Annotated in this window: 23 protein-coding genes and 1 other annotated feature (1 of these 24 cut by a window edge); of the genes, 1 reads left to right on the top strand and 22 read right to left on the bottom strand. The window is 34.9% G+C overall.

Annotation, left to right across the window (positions count from 1 at the left end; all coding sequences use genetic code 11):
- Window positions 1–4: 4 nt before the first annotated feature.
- From GTO82_RS05980 to GTO82_RS06050, 15 genes are all read right to left on the bottom strand, one after another.
- The gene (locus GTO82_RS05980; RefSeq protein ID WP_180872879.1) at window positions 5–793 is read right to left on the bottom strand and encodes a DivIVA domain-containing protein; all 789 of its coding nucleotides are present in this window, start codon (window positions 791–793) and stop codon (window positions 5–7) included.
- A 4-nt stretch (window positions 794–797) separates the two neighbouring features.
- Complete coding sequence (locus GTO82_RS05985; protein ID WP_180872880.1) at window positions 798–1,595, bottom strand: RNA-binding protein; 798 nt, start codon at window positions 1,593–1,595, stop codon at window positions 798–800.
- Between the two features lies 1 nt (window position 1,596).
- A complete protein-coding gene (locus GTO82_RS05990; RefSeq protein WP_180872881.1) occupies window positions 1,597–1,893 on the bottom strand; it encodes a YggT family protein in 297 nt (98 codons plus the stop codon).
- Window positions 1,893–2,327, bottom strand: coding sequence for a cell division protein SepF (locus tag GTO82_RS05995; RefSeq protein WP_004897575.1), 435 nt, complete (start codon window positions 2,325–2,327; stop codon window positions 1,893–1,895). The genes GTO82_RS05990 and GTO82_RS05995 overlap by 1 nt, the downstream gene beginning before the upstream one ends.
- 18 nt (window positions 2,328–2,345) lie before the next feature.
- Window positions 2,346–3,719: a cell division protein FtsZ gene (gene ftsZ, locus GTO82_RS06000; protein ID WP_180872882.1), complete on the bottom strand. Its 1,374-nt coding sequence runs from the start codon at window positions 3,717–3,719 to the stop codon at window positions 2,346–2,348.
- Between the two features lie 17 nt (window positions 3,720–3,736).
- On the bottom strand, window positions 3,737–5,107 hold the full coding sequence (ftsA, locus tag GTO82_RS06005; RefSeq protein WP_180872883.1) for a cell division protein FtsA: 1,371 nt from the start codon (window positions 5,105–5,107) through the stop codon (window positions 3,737–3,739).
- Between the two features lie 64 nt (window positions 5,108–5,171).
- A complete protein-coding gene (locus tag GTO82_RS06010; protein WP_180872884.1) occupies window positions 5,172–6,020 on the bottom strand; it encodes a cell division protein FtsQ/DivIB in 849 nt (282 codons plus the stop codon).
- Between the two features lie 18 nt (window positions 6,021–6,038).
- On the bottom strand, window positions 6,039–7,151 hold the full coding sequence (gene murG / locus GTO82_RS06015; RefSeq protein WP_023599735.1) for an undecaprenyldiphospho-muramoylpentapeptide beta-N-acetylglucosaminyltransferase: 1,113 nt from the start codon (window positions 7,149–7,151) through the stop codon (window positions 6,039–6,041).
- Window position 7,152: 1 nt separating this feature from the next.
- The gene (gene murD, locus GTO82_RS06020) at window positions 7,153–8,535 is read right to left on the bottom strand and encodes a UDP-N-acetylmuramoyl-L-alanine--D-glutamate ligase (protein WP_180872885.1); all 1,383 of its coding nucleotides are present in this window, start codon (window positions 8,533–8,535) and stop codon (window positions 7,153–7,155) included.
- A 7-nt stretch (window positions 8,536–8,542) separates the two neighbouring features.
- On the bottom strand, window positions 8,543–9,502 hold the full coding sequence (mraY, locus tag GTO82_RS06025; RefSeq protein WP_180872886.1) for a phospho-N-acetylmuramoyl-pentapeptide-transferase: 960 nt from the start codon (window positions 9,500–9,502) through the stop codon (window positions 8,543–8,545).
- Window positions 9,503–9,526: 24 nt separating this feature from the next.
- Window positions 9,527–11,677, bottom strand: a complete 2,151-nt coding sequence (locus GTO82_RS06030) for a penicillin-binding protein (protein WP_180872887.1) — start codon at window positions 11,675–11,677, stop codon at window positions 9,527–9,529.
- Window positions 11,677–12,039 carry a cell division protein FtsL gene (gene ftsL, locus GTO82_RS06035; protein WP_004897582.1) on the bottom strand — a complete coding sequence of 121 codons (363 nt, stop codon included), beginning with the start codon at window positions 12,037–12,039 and terminating at the stop codon, window positions 11,677–11,679. The genes GTO82_RS06030 and ftsL overlap by 1 nt, the downstream gene beginning before the upstream one ends.
- Before the next feature lie 28 nt (window positions 12,040–12,067).
- Window positions 12,068–13,015: a 16S rRNA (cytosine(1402)-N(4))-methyltransferase RsmH gene (gene rsmH, locus GTO82_RS06040; protein ID WP_180874094.1), complete on the bottom strand. Its 948-nt coding sequence runs from the start codon at window positions 13,013–13,015 to the stop codon at window positions 12,068–12,070.
- 4 nt (window positions 13,016–13,019) lie between these two features.
- On the bottom strand, window positions 13,020–13,451 hold the full coding sequence (gene mraZ, locus GTO82_RS06045; RefSeq protein WP_011161838.1) for a division/cell wall cluster transcriptional repressor MraZ: 432 nt from the start codon (window positions 13,449–13,451) through the stop codon (window positions 13,020–13,022).
- Window positions 13,452–13,631: 180 nt separating this feature from the next.
- Window positions 13,632–13,967 (bottom strand): DUF3397 domain-containing protein, encoded by a 336-nt coding sequence (locus tag GTO82_RS06050; RefSeq protein ID WP_172476327.1) that lies wholly within the window; start codon window positions 13,965–13,967, stop codon window positions 13,632–13,634.
- Window positions 13,968–14,064: 97 nt separating this feature from the next.
- Here GTO82_RS06050 and GTO82_RS06055 point away from each other — a divergent pair, with 97 nt between their 5' ends.
- Complete coding sequence (locus GTO82_RS06055) at window positions 14,065–14,193, top strand: DUF4044 domain-containing protein (protein ID WP_004894226.1); 129 nt, start codon at window positions 14,065–14,067, stop codon at window positions 14,191–14,193.
- Window positions 14,194–14,240: 47 nt separating this feature from the next.
- Here the strand turns inward: GTO82_RS06055 and mreD are convergent, their stop codons facing one another.
- The 7 genes from mreD to GTO82_RS06090 form a co-directional block, all read right to left on the bottom strand.
- A complete protein-coding gene (gene mreD, locus GTO82_RS06060; RefSeq protein ID WP_053106985.1) occupies window positions 14,241–14,774 on the bottom strand; it encodes a rod shape-determining protein MreD in 534 nt (177 codons plus the stop codon).
- A complete protein-coding gene (gene mreC / locus GTO82_RS06065; protein WP_180872888.1) occupies window positions 14,774–15,625 on the bottom strand; it encodes a rod shape-determining protein MreC in 852 nt (283 codons plus the stop codon). The genes mreD and mreC overlap by 1 nt, the downstream gene beginning before the upstream one ends.
- A gap of 64 nt (window positions 15,626–15,689) precedes the next feature.
- Complete coding sequence (locus tag GTO82_RS06070; protein ID WP_004897587.1) at window positions 15,690–16,691, bottom strand: rod shape-determining protein; 1,002 nt, start codon at window positions 16,689–16,691, stop codon at window positions 15,690–15,692.
- Between the two features lie 137 nt (window positions 16,692–16,828).
- Entirely contained in the window at window positions 16,829–17,440 is a 612-nt protein-coding gene (locus GTO82_RS06075) for a JAB domain-containing protein (protein ID WP_180872889.1), read from the bottom strand.
- 38 nt (window positions 17,441–17,478) lie between these two features.
- A complete protein-coding gene (locus GTO82_RS06080; RefSeq protein ID WP_180872890.1) occupies window positions 17,479–18,159 on the bottom strand; it encodes an HAD family hydrolase in 681 nt (226 codons plus the stop codon).
- Complete coding sequence (locus GTO82_RS06085) at window positions 18,149–19,414, bottom strand: bifunctional folylpolyglutamate synthase/dihydrofolate synthase (RefSeq protein ID WP_180872891.1); 1,266 nt, start codon at window positions 19,412–19,414, stop codon at window positions 18,149–18,151. The genes GTO82_RS06080 and GTO82_RS06085 overlap by 11 nt, the downstream gene beginning before the upstream one ends.
- Window positions 19,415–19,416: 2 nt before the next feature.
- Window positions 19,417–22,056: a valine--tRNA ligase gene (locus tag GTO82_RS06090; RefSeq protein ID WP_180872892.1), complete on the bottom strand. Its 2,640-nt coding sequence runs from the start codon at window positions 22,054–22,056 to the stop codon at window positions 19,417–19,419.
- 38 nt (window positions 22,057–22,094) lie between these two features.
- Window positions 22,095–22,261, bottom strand: a binding site (T-box leader); it runs 46 nt beyond the window's last position.

The following is a 22,261-nucleotide window of genomic DNA, read 5'->3' on the forward strand; positions in this document are numbered from 1 at the left end:
AATTTTAATTATCTTTTATATCATCCGGGAAAATAATCACTGGACCATCGCGACGCTCAGAACTCTCTTCTGTAGCATGCATACTTTCTTTAACGGAGTTTTCTCCAGCTAAAAGTTCAGTACTATCTTCCTTTTCTTGAACAGAGTTTACTTCATTTACTGCATTATTGTCAACCTCTGAAATAGAAGAAGTAGTTTCTTCAGCTGGTACTTCATCATCTACCGGACCATCTGGAATAGGATCATCCTCAAGTGGTTGTGAGCCGTCAGCTGGATATAAGCGGGAGCGGCCATAGTATTTATCTAGGTAATATTGCCAATCAGAATGACTTAATTCCTTTATCTGATCTTTTAACATTCCCTGAATTGCTTCTCTAAAATCTTCTACCTTTGCCTTAAGCAAATCATAATCATGATTTAAAGTATCATATTGCTTTTGAAGTTCAGCTCTTTTTTTCTCGCCCTCATCTTGAGCTTTCTTAACTATCTCATCAGCATCTTGATTAGCTTTTTGGATAATTTCTTGAGCTTCTTTATTGGTTCTCTTTTTAATTTCCTCAGCATTTTCTTGTGCTGAAATTAAAGACTCATTAATTGAATCTTTAACCTTTTCAAATTTATCTACTTTTTTCTTTAGTTCAATATTTTCATTTTTTAAATCAACAATTTGATCGAGTGCATCCCCATATGCATCAACAATTCGATCTAAAAAACCATCTACCTGCTTGGAATCATATCCACGAAGTTTTGTACTAAACTCCTTATTATGGATATCCATTGGCGTTAATGTCATATTATCACCTTTTCTTTGCTTGCCATACTTTTATCTCAAGTCTTTTTTTACCTTTCTTCGTAGTGGCAAGATTAATAATCTCATATCTCCCATAATGGCGAATACTAAGCATATCCTGTACAGAAACAATTATATTAGATTGTGTTACAAGATGCCAATTTAATTTCACTTCTCCCGCTTCAATAATTTTCTTAACTTGGCTTCTGCTTAAATTCGTAATCGCACTGATAACAGCATCAAGTCGAAGTGAAATCGCTACTGAAGTCATTTCGTCACTATCATCTTCCTGCACTAAAACTTTGGATAGTGGCAGTTCAGATAATTTAACTTTTGTTCTTCCAATTCGATCAATTTCCTCAAGAAAATAATCTTTCAATTCAGCTTTGACAAAAAACTGCCAATTTCCATTCTCATCATTGATAATATCACCAAAAGTATCCAATTCAATTCCTAAGTGCGTCAAAACACCTAAGATTTGACTATGAGTGAGTTCAGACCATTTTTGAGGATAAGCAATCTCTAAAAGGGAAATATTGAATTTATCGGGCTCGTAGCCTTCACTCCAATCACATAATAGCATTCGCTTCTTTTCCGCATTCGAAAAGCCACCAAAGCTGTATAACTGTGCATAGCCTCCAACTATTTCTCGGAAAATATATTGTTCTCTCGGATTTAAAAAATCCGTCAAAATCAGTTCATTTTTAAATAAAAACTGATTAAAAAGACCGACGAAATAATCCACCGTCGGTCTTTCACTTTCATCAAAATGTTGATAAAAACTACTAGCTTGTCTTTTTTCCATTTTATCTAATAAACACGTACCTAATTATATTTGCTATCCAATAAAGGACATAATTATTTACAAAATAAATTACTAACAAAGCTACAACGGGGGCAAAGGAAATTCCAGCGATTGGAGGAATAAAACGTTCAAACATCTCCAAATAAGGCTCAACAATTTTCCCTAGTACTCGCCCCACTTTAGTTACAAGTAGTCTTGGGATCCAAGTTAGTAAAGTATAGATAACAATTAGAAAGCTATAGATATTTAATAAATCGGAAATAATACGTAATATCCAGCCTACAATTGAAAATACCATTAATCCATTTTATCTTTCTTTTCAACTAATTCAGCGATTTTACCATCAGTTTCAAATTTTGGTGGAGTTGCTAAGAAGATCTTGTCACCTACACGTTGAATTTCACCGTTTAAGGCATAAACAGTACCAGTAATAAAATCAACAATTCTACGTGCCTGTTCATCATCCATACGTGCAAAATTAATAATAACAGCCTTGTTATTTAGAAGATTTTGAGCTACTTCTTTTGCATCAGAATATACACGAGGTTCGTATAAAACGATTTTACTCGTAGCACTAACACCAGAATTAATAGAAACAACATTTGCTCTTCTCTCATTTTTTTGAGTTTGAGGGATTTCTTCTTGTTGTTCTTCTGATTCGGTATATGGTACTTCATTCATTTCATCATCTTCGGAAATACCAAAAAATCTACCTAATTTATCAAAAGCCATAATTTCTTCCTCCAAATACTAATCTTGACGACGATGTTTGAAGAATGGAATATCATTATCTGATTCATCATCTACACTAGTTTCGATTTGAGAAATACTAGTGGAGTCGTCTGAACTAAATGAATCAAATTCATCGTCATCTTTTTCATTGTTTTCTACAGGTTGTGGACGATTGTTCTCTTTTCTATCTTGCTTCCAAACGCTTGTGGGGTCAAGTAAAGTATCTTGAGATTCTTTCTTTTCTGCTTTTATTTCAGGAGTAGATTGGGTAGGAGCTTCATGAGAAATAGTATTTTCTACTTTAACTTCAGCATTATCTGTTGGAGTAGGAGTAGATACTTCTGGTTGTTCACTCTTACGTTCAGGAGTTACTACTTCTTGACGGACTGGATGTGAAGGACGGCGCATTGGCTGTTTTGAAGCTTCTTCTTCAGCCTTTGAATCAATTCCAGTTGCAATCACAGTAACTACAACTTCATCACCAAGGTTTGCATTGATTGATGTACCAAAGATAATATTTACGCCATCTCCAGCAGCTTTTGAAACAATATCAGAAGCATCTTGCGCTTCAAACAAAGTTAGATCTGGTCCACCGGTAATGTTAAGTAGGACTTGTTTTGCTCCATCAATTGATACTTCAAGTAATGGAGATGAAATAGCAAGTTTAGTAGCTTCAACTGTTCTATTTTCTCCACTAGCACGTCCAATTCCCATTAAGGCAGCACCTTGATTTTCCATCACAGTCTTAACATCTGCAAAGTCAAGGTTAACGTAGTCAGTTGACGTAATTAAGTCTGAAATACCTTGAACACCTTGACGGAGGACATTATCAGCTTCTTTGAAAGCATCCATCATTGGTGTCTTTTTATCAACCATTTCTAATAAACGATTATTCGCAATGATAACCAGAGTATCAACATACTGCTTTAATTGAGCAATTCCTTCTGCCGCATTTTTTGAACGTTTTGGACCTTCAAATGTAAAGGGACGAGTAACAACCCCAACAGTTAATGCACCAGTTTCACGTGCGATCTTTGCAATTACAGGAGCAGCACCAGTTCCAGTCCCCCCACCCATACCAGCAGTAATAAAGATCATGTCAGCTCCTTTTAAAGAGTCTTCAATTGTTTGTTGACTCTCTTCAGCAGCTTTTTGACCAACTTCCGGATGAGAACCTGCACCTAAACCACGAGTAAGTTTAGGTCCAAGTTGAATCTTATTTTCTGCTTTATTACTATTAAGAGCTTGTACGTCCGTGTTAGCTGCAATAAAGGAAACTCCTTGTACTCCTTCATCAATCATTCGGTTTACAGCGTTACCACCGGCACCACCAACACCGATTACTTTAATGACTGCGTTTTTGTTGTCATCAGAATCGAAAGTAAAATCCATTTACTAAACCACCTTATTTAATCAAAAAATTTCTTAAAGAATTCTTTGATTCCTTTTTTATTATTCTTATTATCATCATTCTCTTCAGACCTAGAGACCGTTGATGTAACACTAGTCTTATTATAATCTTCTTTTTGCTCCATTTCACTAGGAGTTAGACGTCTTTTGAAAAATTTCATATTTTCTTGAGACGAAGATTGGTTAGAAACCGGAGAAGTAACCTGGTTTCCATAAATAACACTGTTAACCAAGTAATCAATATCAGCCAAACTATAAGCATAATTTACTACTCCATAGCTAGCAGCATACATTGGATTACGTAGTCCCATTTGATCTGGTTGAAAAATTCTAGCTTTTACACCAAAATCTTCCTTTACAATGTCATCAATTCCCTGAAGTGCACTACTTCCACCAGTAATCACAACTCCACCTGGCAAATTGAAAGCATCGTGAGATTTTAATCCCTTTCCAATTCGACTGAAAGTTTGATCGAGACGAGCATTAATTATTTCACTTAGATACTCTTCATCAATCATTTTTGGAGCATTTTCACCCACTACATTAACTGGAAATTGGTTATCACTAGAAGTTAAGCTTGGATCTGCATAACCAAATTGTAGTTTGATTTTTTCAGCTTCTTTTTTTGAAGTATTCAAAACAACTGAAATATCATTGGTAATATCAATTCCACCTTCTAAATCAATTGTCGCATACTTAATCTTATTCTCATGAATAACAGTCGCAGTAGTTGATCCCCCACCTAGATCAAGAAGAACTGTACCAAAGGTTCTTTCTCCTTCATCAAGAGCAACACTTGCAATTGCTAAAGGCGTAGGTACAAAGAAATTATTTTGATATCCTGATCTTTCAATGGCCTTACGAATATTGTGTAAGTCTGCACTAGGTGCTGTCAGTAATATACCGTGTACCTCAAGTGAATGAGCAATCATTTTTCTTGGATCATCTACATCAGTTTTTCCATCAATTAAAAACTTATTAGGTAAGAAAGCAATTGCTTCTCGGCCATCTTTTAATGCTGTATCAATAGCAGTTACTAGAACGCGTTTTACATCATTATCAGTAACTTCTCTACCATTTTCTTCAATGTTAATTAATCCAACAGCATTTTCTAATTGAAGTAATCCAACTGGAATTCCAGTTACTACGCGATAAATCTTTGAATTTGTTTTTTGCGCTACTTTCTTTAAAACAGCACTAATACTTTCAGCAGTTTGATCAATATCAACAATTTTTCCATGCCGCATTCCTTTAGTAGGACCATTTGCAGCACCAATAATTTGCATTTCATTAGATGCAGTGTCAGCGACTACTGCTTTTACGCTTGTTGTTCCTATATCCAAGCCTACAAGTAAATCAGTTTTATCCAAGGTAATGCCCCCAAAACATAACTATACAATAAATTTTAACATATGATTTACGTTCTCACTAATATCAAGTCAGTCCTAATTTGACTTTTTCTGCCTGTGTGAGCGGTCTACTATAAGCACCAATTTCAAAATCAATTACAGATGGTTCTCTTAGCTGACTTTTAATTTTGTCATAATAGCGTATTTTACTTTTAATGGTAGAAAGATTTCCAATAACTATATTATTATCTTTCATTACCAAAATAATTTGCGTTGGCCTTCGTGTTTCACCACTCAACATTTTAACTTGGTCACGGATATTTTTTGGAAGACTGGCATAAACCTTGATATCTTCACTAAGAGAAACTTTTTGATTATATCCAGTAAATAAAGGCTTATTTTTATCAATTTCATTACTTGCGATAATTTGACTACCCACTTTTCCAGTGGCTAAAATTTTTCGATAACCGTCACCTTCATGAATATATCCGATTACTGGTCGCTCTTTGATATTTAAAATCAAATGATTTGCTTTTTGGACGCCCACTTGTACTTTCTCTATTTCTGGGAAAGTAGCTGATAGTTTTTTACTGTATTCTTTTCCTTTTAGGAGACAAAAGACAACCTTGTTTTCAGGAGAAATGTCTACAGTCTTTACTACTTGCCTACTATTTAATTCAGGCGCTCCTTTAACCTGCACGCTTGCTACATTTGCTTTTGGAGAAATATAGTATCCTAAAGCTAAAATACAACACAGTGAAAAGAAAATTATAAAACCTAATCGAGTCAATAAAGCATGCCGTCGTTCAGCTTGCAATTTAGTTAGTGAGGCAGAGACCCGTCTTTTTTCATTATTGTTTGCCTTATTTTTATAATCAATCCATCCTGATAATTCTTTTTTAGGATCTTTTTTGGTTATTTTTCTTTTGGCCACATGCCTCACTCCCTTTCACTATTTATTTTTAATTAGACTTTCCATCACCGAAATTACTTGATCAGATGCATCTGGAACACCTAATTTCTTAGATGCTTCACTCATCTTCTTTGCATAATTTGTATCGAGTAGAATATGATCGATTGATGAAACAAAGTTATTAGGATTTAAATCATTTTCTGCAATAACTAAAGCGGCTCCTGCTTTTTCCATATCAAGCGCATTTTTCATTTGATGATTATGCGTTACATTTGGACTAGGTATTAAAATTACAGGAACACCAAGGGCGGTAAATTCAGCCAAACTAGTTGCTCCCGATCGTGCTACAACGCATGTCATTTGTGGTAATAAGCCTGGCATATTATCAATATAAGGAACAATCTTTATATTTGAATTCAGTTCTTTACCGGCTAATTTTTTCTTAACATCGCCATAATACAATTGTCCAGTTGCCCAAATAACCTGATATGGTTTTGTTTCAAGCTCTGGTAAAGACTTTTCAACGATTTGATTAATTGCTAAAGCACCGCGAGAGCCCCCAAAAATCAACACTGTTGGCATGTTAGGATTTAAGTCCCATTTCTTAGCAATATCAATATTTTCCTTATTTAACCCAAGGACTTGTTGTGAGCGTGGATTACCAGTTTTTACTAATTTCTTTTTCTCTGAAAATTGCTTTGCAGCATCATCAAAGGTATAACAAATTTTATCAACATAATGAGCTAAAAACTTATTTGCTAGTCCAACTACTGAATTAGATTCATGAATGATAGTTGGAATATGCATTTTAGCTGCTTCATAAACTATGGCGCCTGATACATATCCACCAGTTCCCACTACTACATCAGGTTTAAAGTTCTTAATAATTTGTTTTGCTTCTTTTGTAGCTTTAATGAATAATTCGATTGTTTCGAAATTCTTTAGAGGATGCTTTCGATCAAATCCTTTAATTTTTAAAGTCTTAAACGGAACTCCTGCCGCAGGAACAATCTTCGATTCTAATCCTCGATCTGTTCCAACAAATAGAATTTCATCATTTGTAACTAACTTACGTTCTTTCAAACGTTCAATTAACGCCATAATTGGATATATGTGGCCACCAGTTCCGCCACCAGAAAAAATTACTCTCATTTTATTTAGTCTTTAATTCCTTAATAAATTTTACAAAAAAGTCTCCACGTTCTTCAAAAGTGTTAAATTGATCCCAAGATGCACATGCTGGTGAAAACAAAATAACATCACCTGCTTCACTTAATTCATATGCTCGTGGAACAGCTTCTTGTAAAGTGTTAACAATTACGATATCTTTAATACCCGCTTTACGAGCGGCATCAGCTAAAAGATATTTAGTTTCGCCATAAAGCACAATTGATTTTACATACTTTTTAAATAGGAGAACAAGTGAATCAAACATAAATCCGCGATCTAATCCACCCGCAATCAAAACTTCAGGTTCTTTAAATGATGGGATAGCTACAGTAGCAGCTTCAATATTCGTTGATTTTGAATCGTTATAAATCTTACGATCATTATAAGTCATTACATATTGCAAACGATGAGTCGCACCAGTAAAAGTACTTAATGCATATTGAATGTCACTATCATCTGCACCCATTAATTTAGAAATAGCAATCGCTACTAAACAATTTTGTTGGTTATGAATACCTGGGATCTTGATATCGCTGATCTTCATAATGTGATGATCGTCTTTGCTTTCAAGATATTCATCACCAATAAAATAGTCGGCAGTTTTATCTGTTTCTGAAAATGTCTGAACCTTAGCTTTTGTCTTATCAAGCTCTTTTTCTAAAATATTCTTTTGATCAAAGTTAGCAATGAAATAATCATCTTGATCTTGAGATTGAGTAATTCTAAGCTTAGCTTCAACATAATTGTCAAAAGTCTTATGGTAGTCAAGGTGAACATTATTATAAATATCAACAATGGCAGCCACCTTAGGCTTAATATCAGTTACACCAAGTAATTGGAAGCTAGACATTTCTACTACTAAGAGATCTTTAGAAGTCGCTTTTTCAACAACTTCTGAAATTGGAACACCAATATTACCAACTGCATAAGCATGGCCATCATTTTTGGATAAATGATGATCCATAATTCTTTGGGTAAGCATAACCGTAGTCGTCTTTCCATTTGAGCCAGTAACACAAACATACGGTGCTTCACTGACATTAAGTGCAATTTCAGGTTCGGTAATAACTGGAATATCTAACTTCTCTGCCTTCTCTACCATCGGATTTTCATAAGGAATTCCGGGGTTTTTAACAAGATAATCAAAATTTTCCTCATCAAAAATCTCTACTGGATGGTATCCAGAAATCACTCTAACTCCTAACTTATCTAATTCAGCAGCACGATCGTCGTTAGACAAATCTTTTTTATCATTTAAAGTCAGCTTAGCGCCAAGCTTTAAAAGAAGCTTAGCAACAGAAAAACCACTCTTTCCTAAGCCTAAAATCAAAATATTTTTATTTTCATATGTCTTAATTTTTTTCATTTTAAAATTAACCCCAGATAATTAAATAAATAATACTTCCAATCAAACCACCAATCCAAAATACAATATCAACCTTCCATTCAGACCAGCCAAGCATTTCGAAATGGTGATGGATTGGTGTCATCTTGAAGATTCTCTTTCCAGTAGTTTGGAAGGAAATAACTTGTAAAATCACACTTAAAGTTTCTAATACAAAAACAATTCCAATTAAAAGCAATGACCATGGACGATGAAGGAAGATCGATACAGTGGCTAATCCTCCACCTAAAGCTAACGAACCTGCATCTCCCATGAAAATTTTAGCTGGCTTATGGTTGAAAATGAAGAAACCTACTAAACCACCAATTACACTGAGAGTAAATACAACGATAACCCAATTTCTTTCTTGGTAAGCGATCCAAGCATAAGTAGCATAAGCAATAATTGATAATCCAGTTGCTAATCCATCTAAACCATCGGATAAGTTAACTGCATTAGAAAATCCAACCAACCAGAAAAGGACAAACAAACTGAATAGGAAGGAATTTCTTACCATTCCTGCAAAAGGAATATATAATTCAAAGGCAAAATGATCACTAAAGGCTAGTGTAATAATTAAAGCGGCAATAATAATTTGTCCTAATAATTTTTGCCATGCTCTCAACCCTAAGTTACGTTTGAAATATAGCTTAATTCCATCATCTAAAAAACCAATAATTCCGTATCCTAAGAAAGCAATAATTAAAATCAATGCAGTCTTATTTAAATCTTTTTGCCAAACCAATACCCATAAGGTAGAAATAACACCGGCAAGCATAAAGACTACTCCACCCATAGTTGGTGTACCCGATTTTTTCTCATGCCACTTAGGGCCTTCATCTCTAATAACTTGTCCTTCATGTTTCATTCGCATGAAACCAATAAACAACGGTAAGAAGATAACCGTAAGAGCAAAGCTGCTAATGAACGGTATCAAAGAAAACTGCATTTTGTATTACTCCTTTAACTTTTACTATTTTAAGTTTACAGATAGCTTACTATTTTTATCAATTACTTTCCCAGCCGGAATAGACTGTTTAGTAACTTTTCCTTTTCCATTAATCGTAATTGGAATATCAGTTGTCGTCATGAAGCTATTAACCTCATCTTCGCTCCAGCCAACCATATTTGGACATGTAACTTGTCCTCCAGTATATAAGAAAATCTTTGTATCAGTATCTTCTTTTACACCGGCTCCTACTGACTGTCGACTAACATTCTTTCCAGTTCCAATCACTTCAACTGAAACTCCTGCATTATTAGCGTCTTCTTTTGCTTTTTCAACACTTTTACCAGTTAAAGCAGGAACAGTTACTTTTTCATTAACCTTTGCTGAAGAATCAGAAAGTGAAATCAAGCGATTCATAATTGGTTTAAAAATAGAAGCAAGAATTGTTTCAGCTGGTTTAGACATTTTTTGTGGTTGTTTCATGGTTAAATAAACACAATAACGAGGATTATTAGCAGGTGTTACCCCAACTACTGAGAAAATGTAATTATTATCCCCAGTCAAATATCCTCCATGAGGTCCAGCTATTTGTGCCGTACCAGTTTTTACAGCGATGCTCTTTCCTGGCATTTTATAAGCTGCACCAGTACCGTAAGATGCGTTTACAACATCTTGCATTCCTTTTAGAACAGTTTTAGCTGTTTTAGCAGAATAAATAGGTGTTCCGACTTTTGTACGGTGAAACTTTTCTACTACTTTACCAGAAGGTGAAACTATTTTTTCGACAAATTGAGGTTTTACCATCTGTCCATTATTGGCCAAGGCACTGTATGCTTGCATCATTTGCATTGCATTAACATTAACCCCTTGTCCAAATGCGGTAACAGCCTGATTCAATGGGGTAGAAAAGTTTAAAATACCTGCGGTTTCTCCAGGGAGTGTTACTCCCGTTTTTTTACCGATTCGGTATTTATTCAAATATTCTTTCCAAGTTTTTGAACCCATCTTTTGTTCAAGTTTTACAAAACCAACATTACTTGAACGAGGGAAGGCTTGGCTAAATGGGATACTTCCCCAACCACTATTATTCCAGTCATGAATTGTTGAGCCTTGAACAGTGACTGCTCCGGACTTGTATTGCTCATTAGGATTGTAATGACCGCTCTCAATTGCACTTGAATAAGTTAAAACTTTGAAAACTGATCCCGGTTCATAGGAATCCTGTACTAACATATTTCGCCATGATGTATCTAATCCCTTTTTAGTTTGAGGATTAAAGGTAGGACGCTGAGAAGCAGCCAGAATTTTACCAGTTTTAATATCTTCTACAACTGCTGTTAAAGCTTTAGGCTTATATTTATCTTGTACTTGCGTCATTAAAACTTCTAAATATGTTTGCAATCGTGAATCAAGTGTCAAATAAATGTTGTCTCCATCTTTTGTAGCACGTGCATTCTTTTGACTGTTAGGTAATTGATAATTTTCTGCATCCACAAAAGCTTCACGATACCCGTCTTTACCAGCTAATTGCTTGTCAAAGTATGCTTCAATTCCCATTGTACCAACTAGAGTACTATTTCCTTGGTTCTTTTGCGGTTGTGCCAAACCAATAATGTGAGACGCGAAATTTCCATTTGGATAAAGCCTAGATGGAGTTTCGATAAATTTAATTCCTGGCAACTTCATTTCTTCAATTTTTTCTTTCTGAGATAAAGTTAAGCCTGTTCCAGCTGAACCAAATTCAACTTGAAAAGCCTTATGCTTCGGAGTCAAATATGAATATATTTTTTCTTCACTCAAGGGAAGTACTTCGGACAATTTTTGTGCAGTCTTGCGTTTATTCGTAACATACATTGGCTTATTATGATAGTCAATTGAACTCTTATCTAAGATGGCATACACAGTAAACACATGCGCATCTTCAGCAAGAGTCAAACCATTCTTATCATAAATTGTTCCTCGGGTTGCCTTTAAAACCTCATTTCGCCTATAAATCTGATTTACACGCTTATTTAAGTTTTCACCAGCAACCTGATTTGAAATCCCTATATATAAAAATCTACCTATAAATACAAGAAAAACCAAAGCCAAGACTAGCTGGAGGATTCTCCCCACCGTAAAGCGGTAGCCGTGGGCTTTGGATCTATTTCTATTTAAGTTATTAAACTTTTTCATTAACGGACATTCCTAATGTTACTCTCAACCAAGTGCAAGCCTTGATCACGGGCAATTTTATTAATTCTAGTAGTTGACGTTAATTCACCAATCTTCTGACGAAGATCAGTGTTATGACTTTTTTGAGAAATTATTGTTTGCTCAACGTTTGCTAATTTATGTTGAGCACTAGTAGCGGAAATGCTAGCTGAAACCAATAAAATCATTAAACCTAATGTAATGAGTGAACCTAGAACGACTAAACTTTTTTCAAATGCTGTCCAAGGAACGCTTTTAGGATTAAGAACAATTGCTTTCTTTGGCTGCTCAGTCTGCTGTTGACTTTGTTGATAATTTAAATTTCTTGCTGAGCTATCAGCCATCTTTTTCTCCTTAAATATTAACTAAAAATTATAATTTCTCTGCAACCCTTAACTTGGCACTGTGTGAGCGATTATTTTCCTCTAATTCATCGCTACTTGCCATGATAGGTTTGCGACTAATCAATCGCAATGTTGGTTTACTGTCAGCCGGTACCATAGGCATTCCCCGTGGTATTTCGACTTCAGAATACTTTTTAAATATCTTTTTGACGATTTTATCTTCATGAGACTGAAAAGTAATTACACTAATTCGACCACCTGGCTTCAATAGCTTAATTACTTCTTCAAGAGATTCTTGTAATACACCTAATTCATTGTTAACTGCAACTCGAATAGCTTGAAAGCTCTTCTTTGCCGGATGTCCCCCACTTCGTCGTGCATATGCTGGAATGGCATCCTTAATCACATCTACTAAATCAAAGGTAGTTACAATCGGCTTCTCTTTTCTTCGATCAACTATTTTTCTAGCAATCTGACGAGAAAACTTTTCATCCCCATACCTATACAAAACGTCACTTAATTCTTTTTGTGACCAAGTGTTTACTATTGTATAAGCATCTAACTCTTGGCTTTGGTCCATCCTCATATCTAATCGCGCATCGAAACGATAAGAAAATCCCCGTTCAGGTTGATCAAATTGTGGAGACGAAACTCCGAGATCGTAATAAATACCATCTATTCCATCTGAAATTCCCAGCTCTACCAGATTTTCTTTCAAATGACAGAAGTTATCATGAACCAACATTAATCGAGGTTCTGCTCCTACTTGTAACTCCTTAGCAAAACTTTCTTTTGCCATAGAAATTGCATATTCATCTTGATCAAATCCAATCACAGTACCCTTATTTAACTCGCTGAGTAGATATCGGGCGTGACCACCACCACCAAAAGTTGCGTCTACATAAAGACCACCATCTTTTGGATTTAAATTGTCTATTGTTTCGTGCAAAAGCACACTTTTATGCTTGAATTTCATAATTTTATAACTCGATGTCATCCAAGTCTTCTGCGATATCGTCATAGTTTTCGTTGGCTTCCTCTGAGAAATCATTCCAGCGTTCTGCTGACCAAATTTCAATTCTATTGGAAACACCAACAATTACACATTCCTTAATGAGTGCGGCATGCTCTTTCAGTGTCATGGTCAGATTAACACGTCCTTGCTTGTCAAACTCACTCTCCATCGCACCTGAGTAGAAAAGTCGCGTAAACTTACGTGCACTTCTCTTAGTCAGTGGAAGTTTGGCTAACTTAGCCTCAATTTTTTGCCATTCTTCAATTGGATAGCCAAAAATACAGCCTTCCATTCCACGAGTAAATATCATCTTATCACCAATCTCAACTCTAAATTTGGCTGGTATAATTAGCCGACCCTTGCTGTCGAGATTATGATGATACTCGCCCATGAACATGGTCTAGCCCCCTTTCCAATGAATAATTTACCACACTTCCCCACTTTCTACCACAAGTTTTACACTTTTTATTTATATATTCAGTTATTTTATGATAATTATAATTTTATCCAATAAAAAAGCCCTCATCACAAGGATTGAGGACAGTTTAAGGTTTATTACAAATGTGGGGAAAGAATTTTATAGTAAAAGCAAAATTAAGAGACCAACGTACCAAACAATAGATGAAGCAGCTAAATAGTGCCATAACATCCCAAAAGTCTTCCCCACTGAAATATTTTTATTTTTGATGGCAGTATAAATTGAAACAATTACAACTAAAATAAAATAAAGCAAGAATCCGTACGGTAAAAAAGATGGTTGCTTTGTTTCTTGAGTTAATAACTGACAAGCAACAATAAAGAAAAAAGGCAAAATGTCATAGCCACTAAATTGAGCTTTAGGAAACAACTTTACTAAAAAAGCGGCAACGACAATTCCACATAAAGGAATTAAAAAGATAAGCAAAAAATTCATGAAAACCCTCCAATAATTTTATTTTAAACTATTTCAATTAAATATAAAATTATAATTAAAACATGGTACACTAGAATTATTAATTTAGGAGGGACATATGAGAAAACGTAAGAAAAAATCCGGATTTCAAAAGTTAACTATTATTATGGCCTGGTTTATGGCAGTTATCACCCTTCTTGGGGTAGTAGCTACTGCTTTAATTGGAACTGGTGTCTTTCAATTTTAAATCTTTTGCATATTAAAAAGAGCCGCTTAATAGCGACTCTTTTTTGTTTAGAAATAATATTCTTTTTTCAAAAATGGATACTCTTCGGCTAGTTTTACCCAGAACCAATAAGTACATAAAACAAGAATTAAGCACCATAGTAAATTAGGCAAAATACTACGTGTGAAACTAGCAAAAGACAATTGGATTATTCCTACCATATTAAACATTAAAAAGACATAAGCACTTACGCATAAATAAGTAACTAAACAGATTAATAATCTAAACCAGAATACTTCTGGAAGAAAGCGAGCACTTTGCTGAATAATAAAACAAATTAAAGGAAAAGCTACAGCATAAATTCCAATAATTCCTAAATAGTATAAGTCCGCAATAAGGCCTAATCCTAAACAGAGCCAAATATCAGCATCATTTTTATCATCACATAGAGAAATCAAGGTAATCCCAATAATTGTTAACCAACAACTTCCAGAAAAACCTCGATGAAAGATAAAAGTCTGTAAATTATAGGCTAATACCCCATCGAGAATTAATGCCATGAACAAAGCAATGGCAACATACCATCGACGTAATTCTGCCATTACTCTTCAACCTTTCTTTTAATTACAGATACAACTGATGGATCGTTAAGGTTACCTGCTGGTTGAATTTCTACAACATCTGATAAACCAAAAGTATCACGCGTTGTCTTCTTAACCGTTCCTATTAAGAGACCTTTTGGAGATAGACCGCCCATTCCACTGGTATAAACTCGGGTTCCTTTCTTCAACTTTTGACCATCAACTACTTGAGTAAATGCAATTTGATTATTTCCAACAACAGAAATTACTCCATGAACTTTTTTACCATTAGCTGCATCAGCTTCTACAGCAAATTTATTTGTTGATTTATCAGTTGTAGTAATCAATTCAACCTTCGAAGTAGTACTGTTTACCTCAACAACCCGGCCAATTACACCTTTACCCGCCATAACAGGCATATTCTTTTTAACACCGGCTCTTGAACCTTGATCAATAATTAATAAATCTGACCAAGTATCTGCAGCACGAGAAATTACCGAACCATTAATAATTGTATAGTCCGTCAATGTTTTCTTTAATTTTAGGGCTTGCTTTAACTGAGTGTTCTCAGCTTCAAGTGAACTATTTCGAGCCTTAGTTTGGGCAAGATTATCGATTTGCTTTTTTAAATGATCGTTTTCAGCTTGAGTATTAAACAGATCTTCTACATTAGCCGCTCCATTAGAAACTAAGTTAATTGGCCAATTAACTACTCGGGTTACTATGGAAACCGTATCATTACCAATTTTTTGAACTAAAAAAGGTGATTGTCTTCTATTACGTAAGCGAACAGAAATAGATAACATACTTAAAACTAAAATGACTAAGACAAAAATTGTCAATAACTTCTTGTTTTTGAGAAATTTTTTCATCTACTACTATCTTCCTAATTTAAAAGTTAATAGAAAAAGACCGGCTTTTACGCCGGTCTCTAAATTAACGTCTCTTACGCATAACTTCAATATTTTTGAGAGATTCACCGGTACCAATTGCAACACAATCAAGTGGATCTTGAGCAATAAAGACTGGAACTTTAGTAGCATCTGAAATAACTTCCGGTAAGTTCTTCAAAAGAGCTCCACCACCGGTTAATACGATACCATGGTCAATAACATCAGCGGCAATTTCTGGAGATGTTTCTTCCAAAGTTTCTTTAATTGCTACAATTATATTTTGAACTACTTCTTGAATAGCTTTTGCAACATCTTCTGCATTAATATCAATTGACTTTGGTAATCCTGTGACTAAATCACGTCCACGAATATTCATTGATTCAATCTCTTTTGCTTTTTCAACTGAGGCAGAAGCAATTTGAATCTTAATAGTTTCAGCAGTTCTTTCACCAATTAACAAGTTGTAATTTTGATGAATATAAGTTGCAATTGAACTATTAAACTTATCGCCCGCCATTCTAGTAGAACGAGATGAAACAATACCACCTAATGAGATAGTTGCTACATCAGTAGTTCCCCCACCAATATCAACAACCATTGAACCTGTTGGATCCATAACAGGAAGACCAGCACCAATTGCTGCAGCAAATGGTTCTTCAATTACGTATGCTTCACGTGCCCCAGCAACTCTAGCTGCATCAATAACAGCTCTCTTTTCAACTTCAGTTACCCCTGATGGTACACAAATCATTGCAGCTGGCTTTGAATTACCAACTGTTTTTTCCATGAAATACTTAAGCATAGCAGCAGTTGTATCGTAATCTGCAATAACTCCATCTTTCATTGGTCGAATAGCTACAATTGATCCAGGAGTTCTACCAATCATTTCTTTGGCTTCGGAACCAACTGCAATAACTTCACCCGTTTGAGTATTCTTAGCAACAACAGAAGGTTCACGTAAAACAATACCTTTACCTTCAATATAAACGAGTGTGTTGGCGGTTCCCAAATCAATCCCAATATTTTTAGATCCTAATCCAAACACGCAAAATCTCTCCTTAAATTTATCTCTTTAATTATTTTAGCCTAAATCGTATCTTTATTTAGTCTTAGATATTATAGCATAGAAACACTAATGTAAAAATTTGCTTTAAGGAAATTTGCCTAATACTTAAGGAAGACTTAAAGAAGTTCAGTCTCTCGAAAGCTCAAATAAGTATTATCTGTCACAATAAAATGATCTAAGAAATCAATTCCCATACATTTACTTGCCTCTGCCAGCTTTTTGGTAAAACGCAAATCATGCTGCGATGGTTGTTCATCCCCGCTAGGATGATTATGCGCCACAAAAAAGGCAGTACTATTATAAATGACAGCCCAGCGAAAAATATCTCTTGGATGAGCAACCGCTCTATTTACCGTTCCCTGAAAAATTAATTTTTCAGCAATTATCTTATTTTTTGAATCCAGATAAATCCCATAAAGTTCTTCTTGCGGACGGCCACATAATTTATCTGCGATATAGCATCCTACTTGTGAACTTGAGTAAAAACTCTCAATTTTCTTATTATTGACGCTCTTTATGCGCTCCAATAATAATTGAAGTAAAATTGCTACCTCATCATTGCAACCTGGGCTAGCAGCAAATTGCCATAACTCCTTAAAGCTACGGATTCCTACATTATCTAGCTTTCTAAATAAACTATCAAACGTAATAATGTCTTTTTTCTCTAACGATTTAGCTAATTTCTTTATTAAGTCAACATCGGTTTGCAATAGTTCTTCTTTTTTCATAAATATCAATTACTCCTTTGATACTTATTACGAAAAAACTATTTAATTTTTTCAAGAAAAGCATAAAAATCTTTACAAATTAATGTCGCCTTATCTTTATCTAACTTTGTCGGTTGCTTTAAATCTGGAACCATTACGCATTTTAAACCGGCAGCACTTGCTGCTGCAACACCTGTGCTTGAATCTTCAAATACTAATAGATTCCCTTTAGGTAATTGCATTTTTTTAGCAGCTAGTAGATAAATATCTGGTGCTGGCTTAGCTTTAATATTTCCAGATTCAACATCTTTATAACTTAGATAAAAATCAAAGTAATCTTTTATTTTTAAAACATCTAGATTATGGGCAATTACATTTTCATAATTACTCGATGCAATTGATAATTTAATATTTTTTTCTTTAAATACCGCTAATGCTTCTTGCACTCCTGGTTGAAGTTTAAGTTTACCTTCATCGGTCCATTTCCAGACTAAATCATCAGTTCTTTTAATAAATTTATCTCGATTAGCTTCAGTCTTGAAATGTTTATGATAAAACTCTTCCATTTCCTTAACTGAGGAACCAACTAGTTTCAGATAACTATCATCCGGAATATCTAAGTTTGCTTCTTTAGCAGCCACGATATTAGCATCCCAATACAGCTTTTCGGAATTAACTAATAATCCATCCATATCAAAAATTATACCTTCAATAGGATCAGCAATATCTTCAACTTTCATCTTTACCTCTTTTGCAGCAATTTAAAACTGCACCAACTAAATAAAAAGATCCTGTCACTAATAGCATATCATCTACCTGCAACTTATTCCTCAAGCTCGTATAAGCTTCTTCAAAATTTTCTTTATATTCAAATTCTTTTTGTGCCTCTTTTGGAAAATCTTCTAATCTAGCAGCTCTAGGATAATCAATTCGTGTTAAAGTGACTTTTTCATCCTCAAATAATTTTGTGACTGGACCCAGGTCTTTATCTTTCATCATTCCAAGTAACACGTAGATTTGTCCCTTTTTCTTCTTTCGAACTAAGTTTAAAAGATTCTCCATCGCTTGTAAATTATGTGCCCCGTCGACAATGATTTCAGGATTAGTTTGAATCACATCATATCTACCAGGAATACGGGTTTCATTAATTGCTTCTTCAATCTTTTTTCTATCTAAATCAAGTTGCAACAATTGAATTGCTTGAACTGCTACCCCAATATCATAAGCTTCTACCAAAGGCCGTAATGCAAAATTATAGATATTCGTTGAATCTTGATATTCAATCACATCGGGCATTATTTTTATTTGAAAATCTCTTCCCAATAAAAATGATTTTGAATTTTCACTTTGCACCTTATTAAGTAAAATCTCTAGTACATCTTGGGGAACATTTCCTAAGACCACGGGTTTATTCAATTTTATTATGCCACTTTTTTCTTGAGCAATATCTTTTAAAGTTGGTCCTATTATTTTTTCATGATCTAATCCAATTGTTGTAATAACACTTACCTCAGGAACAATTACATTTGTCTTGTCATGCTCTCCTCCAATCCCTACTTCAATAACTGCATAGTCACAGTCTTCTTGAGCAAAAAATTGAAAGGCTAAAGCTACTTCATATTCAAATGTTACTAAAGAAAAGTTAGGGTCGTCTTTTTTTAGTATCTCTATTGCCGTCTCAATTTCATTAGCTGTTTTAATGAGATCACTATTACTTATATTTTTCCCATTTAATTGAATTCTTTCATTAAATTCATATATATAAGGAGACACAAAAAGGCCAGTCTTTTGACCGGCCTTTTGCAATAGATTACTCAAATAATAGGATGTCGACCCTTTACCATTTGTCCCGGTAACATGAATTGTCTTAACGCTATCTTGAGGATTATTTAATTGTTTTAAAATCCTTCGAATATAACTCAAATCATTTTTAGGATGAAGCTTAGGTAAAGAATATATTCTTTTAATTACCTGGTCAACATTAGTAAATTTCACTTCTATTTACTTTCCTTTAATTCTTTCATTCTTTCACGAACACCAGCAAGTTGACTTTCGTAGTCAGCCTTCTTTTCTTTCTCTTTATTTATAACTGCTTCAGGAGCATGAGCTACAAATCCTTGATTTGAAAGTTTCTTTTCAGCTCTTTCCACTTCAGCTGCAAGACGTTTTTCTTCCTTTTCCATCTTAGCAAGTTCTTCATCTACATTAACTAATTCAGTTAATGGAACGAAGATTTGAGCTCCTGGAATTACGGCAGTTTTAGCAAGTTTTGGTGCTTCAATATCAGCTGCAACGGATAAAGCTTTTGGATGAAGGAAATTTTCTACATATTCAGCGTTATTATTTAAAACAGCTTTATTATTATCATCATCAATTTGAATCATGATATCAATTGGGGATGACATCGGTGCGTTAACTTCCATACGGATATTTCTAACAGCCTTGATTACTTCAATTAAGAAGGCCATTTGACTGTCAGCTTCTTTGTTTTCAAATTCCTTATGGGTTTCTGGATATTTAGCTACCATAATACTCTTACCATCGTGAGGCATTGAAAGCCACAACTTTTCAGTTACAAATGGCATGATTGGGTGAAGTAAACGTAAGATTTGGTCAAGAATCCAAATTAAGTTTTCTTGTTTTCTAGCCTTTAATTCTTCATCATCACCATTTAATGCAACTTTAGAAATTTCAATGTACCAATCACAGAAATCATTCCAGATAAAGTTGTAAAGTTCACGACCAGCTTCACCAAATTGGTATTCATCAAATAATCTAGTTACTTCACTAACAGTATGATTCAAACGATCAAAAATCCAGCTATCTGCTAAGTCAAATTTGGAAGTATCTGGCATATGAGCAGGCTTAGCCTCTTCTGGCAAGTTCATAATTACGAAACGACTTGCGTTCCAAATCTTGTTGATAAAGTTCCAAGCTGCACCCATTTTCTTTGGATCGTAACGAGTATCTTGACCAGGAGCAGTACCATTAAGCAAGAACCAACGAAGAGCGTCAGCACCGTATTCATCAACAACATCCATTGGGTCAACACCGTTACCCAAGGACTTACTCATCTTACGTCCTTGTGGGTCACGAATTAATCCGTGTAAAACGACATCATCAAATGGACGCTTGCCAGTGAAGTGTAAACTTTGGAAGATCATTCTTGATACCCAGAAGAAGATGATGTCATAACCAGTAACTAAAGTATTAGTTGGGAAGTAACGCTTGAAGTCTTCTGAATTTTCATCAGGCCAGCCCAAAGTAGAAAATGGCCACAATGCACTTGAGAACCAAGTATCAAGTACATCTGGATCTTGCTCCCAGTTTTCACTATCTTTAGGAGCTTCAAGATCTACATAAGTTTCACCAGTCTTCTTGTTGTACCAAGCTGGAATTCTGTGTCCCCACCATAATTGACGAGAAATTACCCAGTCATGAACATCGCTCATCCATTGTTCAAGAGTATGTTCAAATCTTTCCGGAACAAAGTTTACCTTGTCGTCAGTCTTTTGATTTTCCAAAACTTTTTCAGCTAATGGCTTCATCTTAACGAACCATTGTTTAGAAAGTCTTGGTTCTACTTGAACACCAGAACGCTCTGAGTGACCAACAGAGTGAACAATTGGTTCAACCTTGATTAAGAAACCTTCTTTTTCAAGATCCTTAACTAAAGCTTCACGAGCCTCAAATCGATCCATGCCAGCATACTTACCAGCTTCTTCATTCATAGTTCCATTATCGTTCATAACATTAATTCTTTCTAAGTTATGACGATTACCTACTTGGAAGTCGTTAGGATCATGAGCTGGAGTGATCTTAACAAGACCAGTACCAAATTCTGGGTCAACATGTTGGTCTTCAATAATTGGAATATGACGACCAACAAGTGGTAATACTAATTCCTTACCAACAATATCTTTGTAACGTTCATCCCCTGGTGCAACAGCTACTGCAGTATCACCAAACATAGTTTCAGGACGAGTAGTTGCAATTTCAACGAATCCAGAACCATCTGCAAATGGATACTTAATGTGGTAAAATGCACCCTTATCATCTTTGTGAATAACTTCAATATCACTAAGAGCAGTTTCCAATTTTGGATCCCAGTTAATGATGTATTCACCACGGTAAATGAGTCCTTCATTATAAAGTTGAACGAAAACTTTTCTAACAGCTTTTGAAAGACCTTTATCAAGGGTAAATCTTTCACGAGAATAATCTAGTGAAAGACCCATCTTTGCCCATTGGCTCTTGATAATTGATGCATATTCATCTTTCCAGTCCCAAACTTGCTTAACAAAAGCTTCACGTCCCATTTCATGACGATCTTTTCCTTGTGCACGAAGTTTAGCTTCAACTTTAGCTTGAGTTGCAATACCAGCATGATCCATACCAGGAAGGTATAAAGTATCATAGCCTTGCATACGCTTAAAACGAATTAATGTATCTTGAATTGCTGTATCCCATGCATGACCCAAGTGCAACTTACCAGTTACATTTGGTGGTGGGATAACGATTGAATAAGGATGAGCTTTTTTATCGCCAGATGGCTTAAAAAGATCCTCATCAAGCCATTCCTGATATCTTCCTTTTTCAACTTCATTAGGATTATATTTAGGTGCTAAATCTGCCATTTAAATTCCTCCAATAAAAAAGTCCTAGACAAATATTTGTCTAGGACGAAATTTTTCCGCGGTACCACCTACGATTAGGTATAGAACCTATACCTCTCTTATAAGCGATAACGGCGCTGAAGTGTCCGGATTAACCTACTAAAAAATTCAATTAATCAGCTAATCAAGCTACTAGTAATATTCTTTAAGTCTCTCAGCATATTGA

The organism is Lactobacillus johnsonii (assembly GCF_013487865.1).
Lineage (GTDB): Bacteria > Bacillota > Bacilli > Lactobacillales > Lactobacillaceae > Lactobacillus > Lactobacillus johnsonii_A.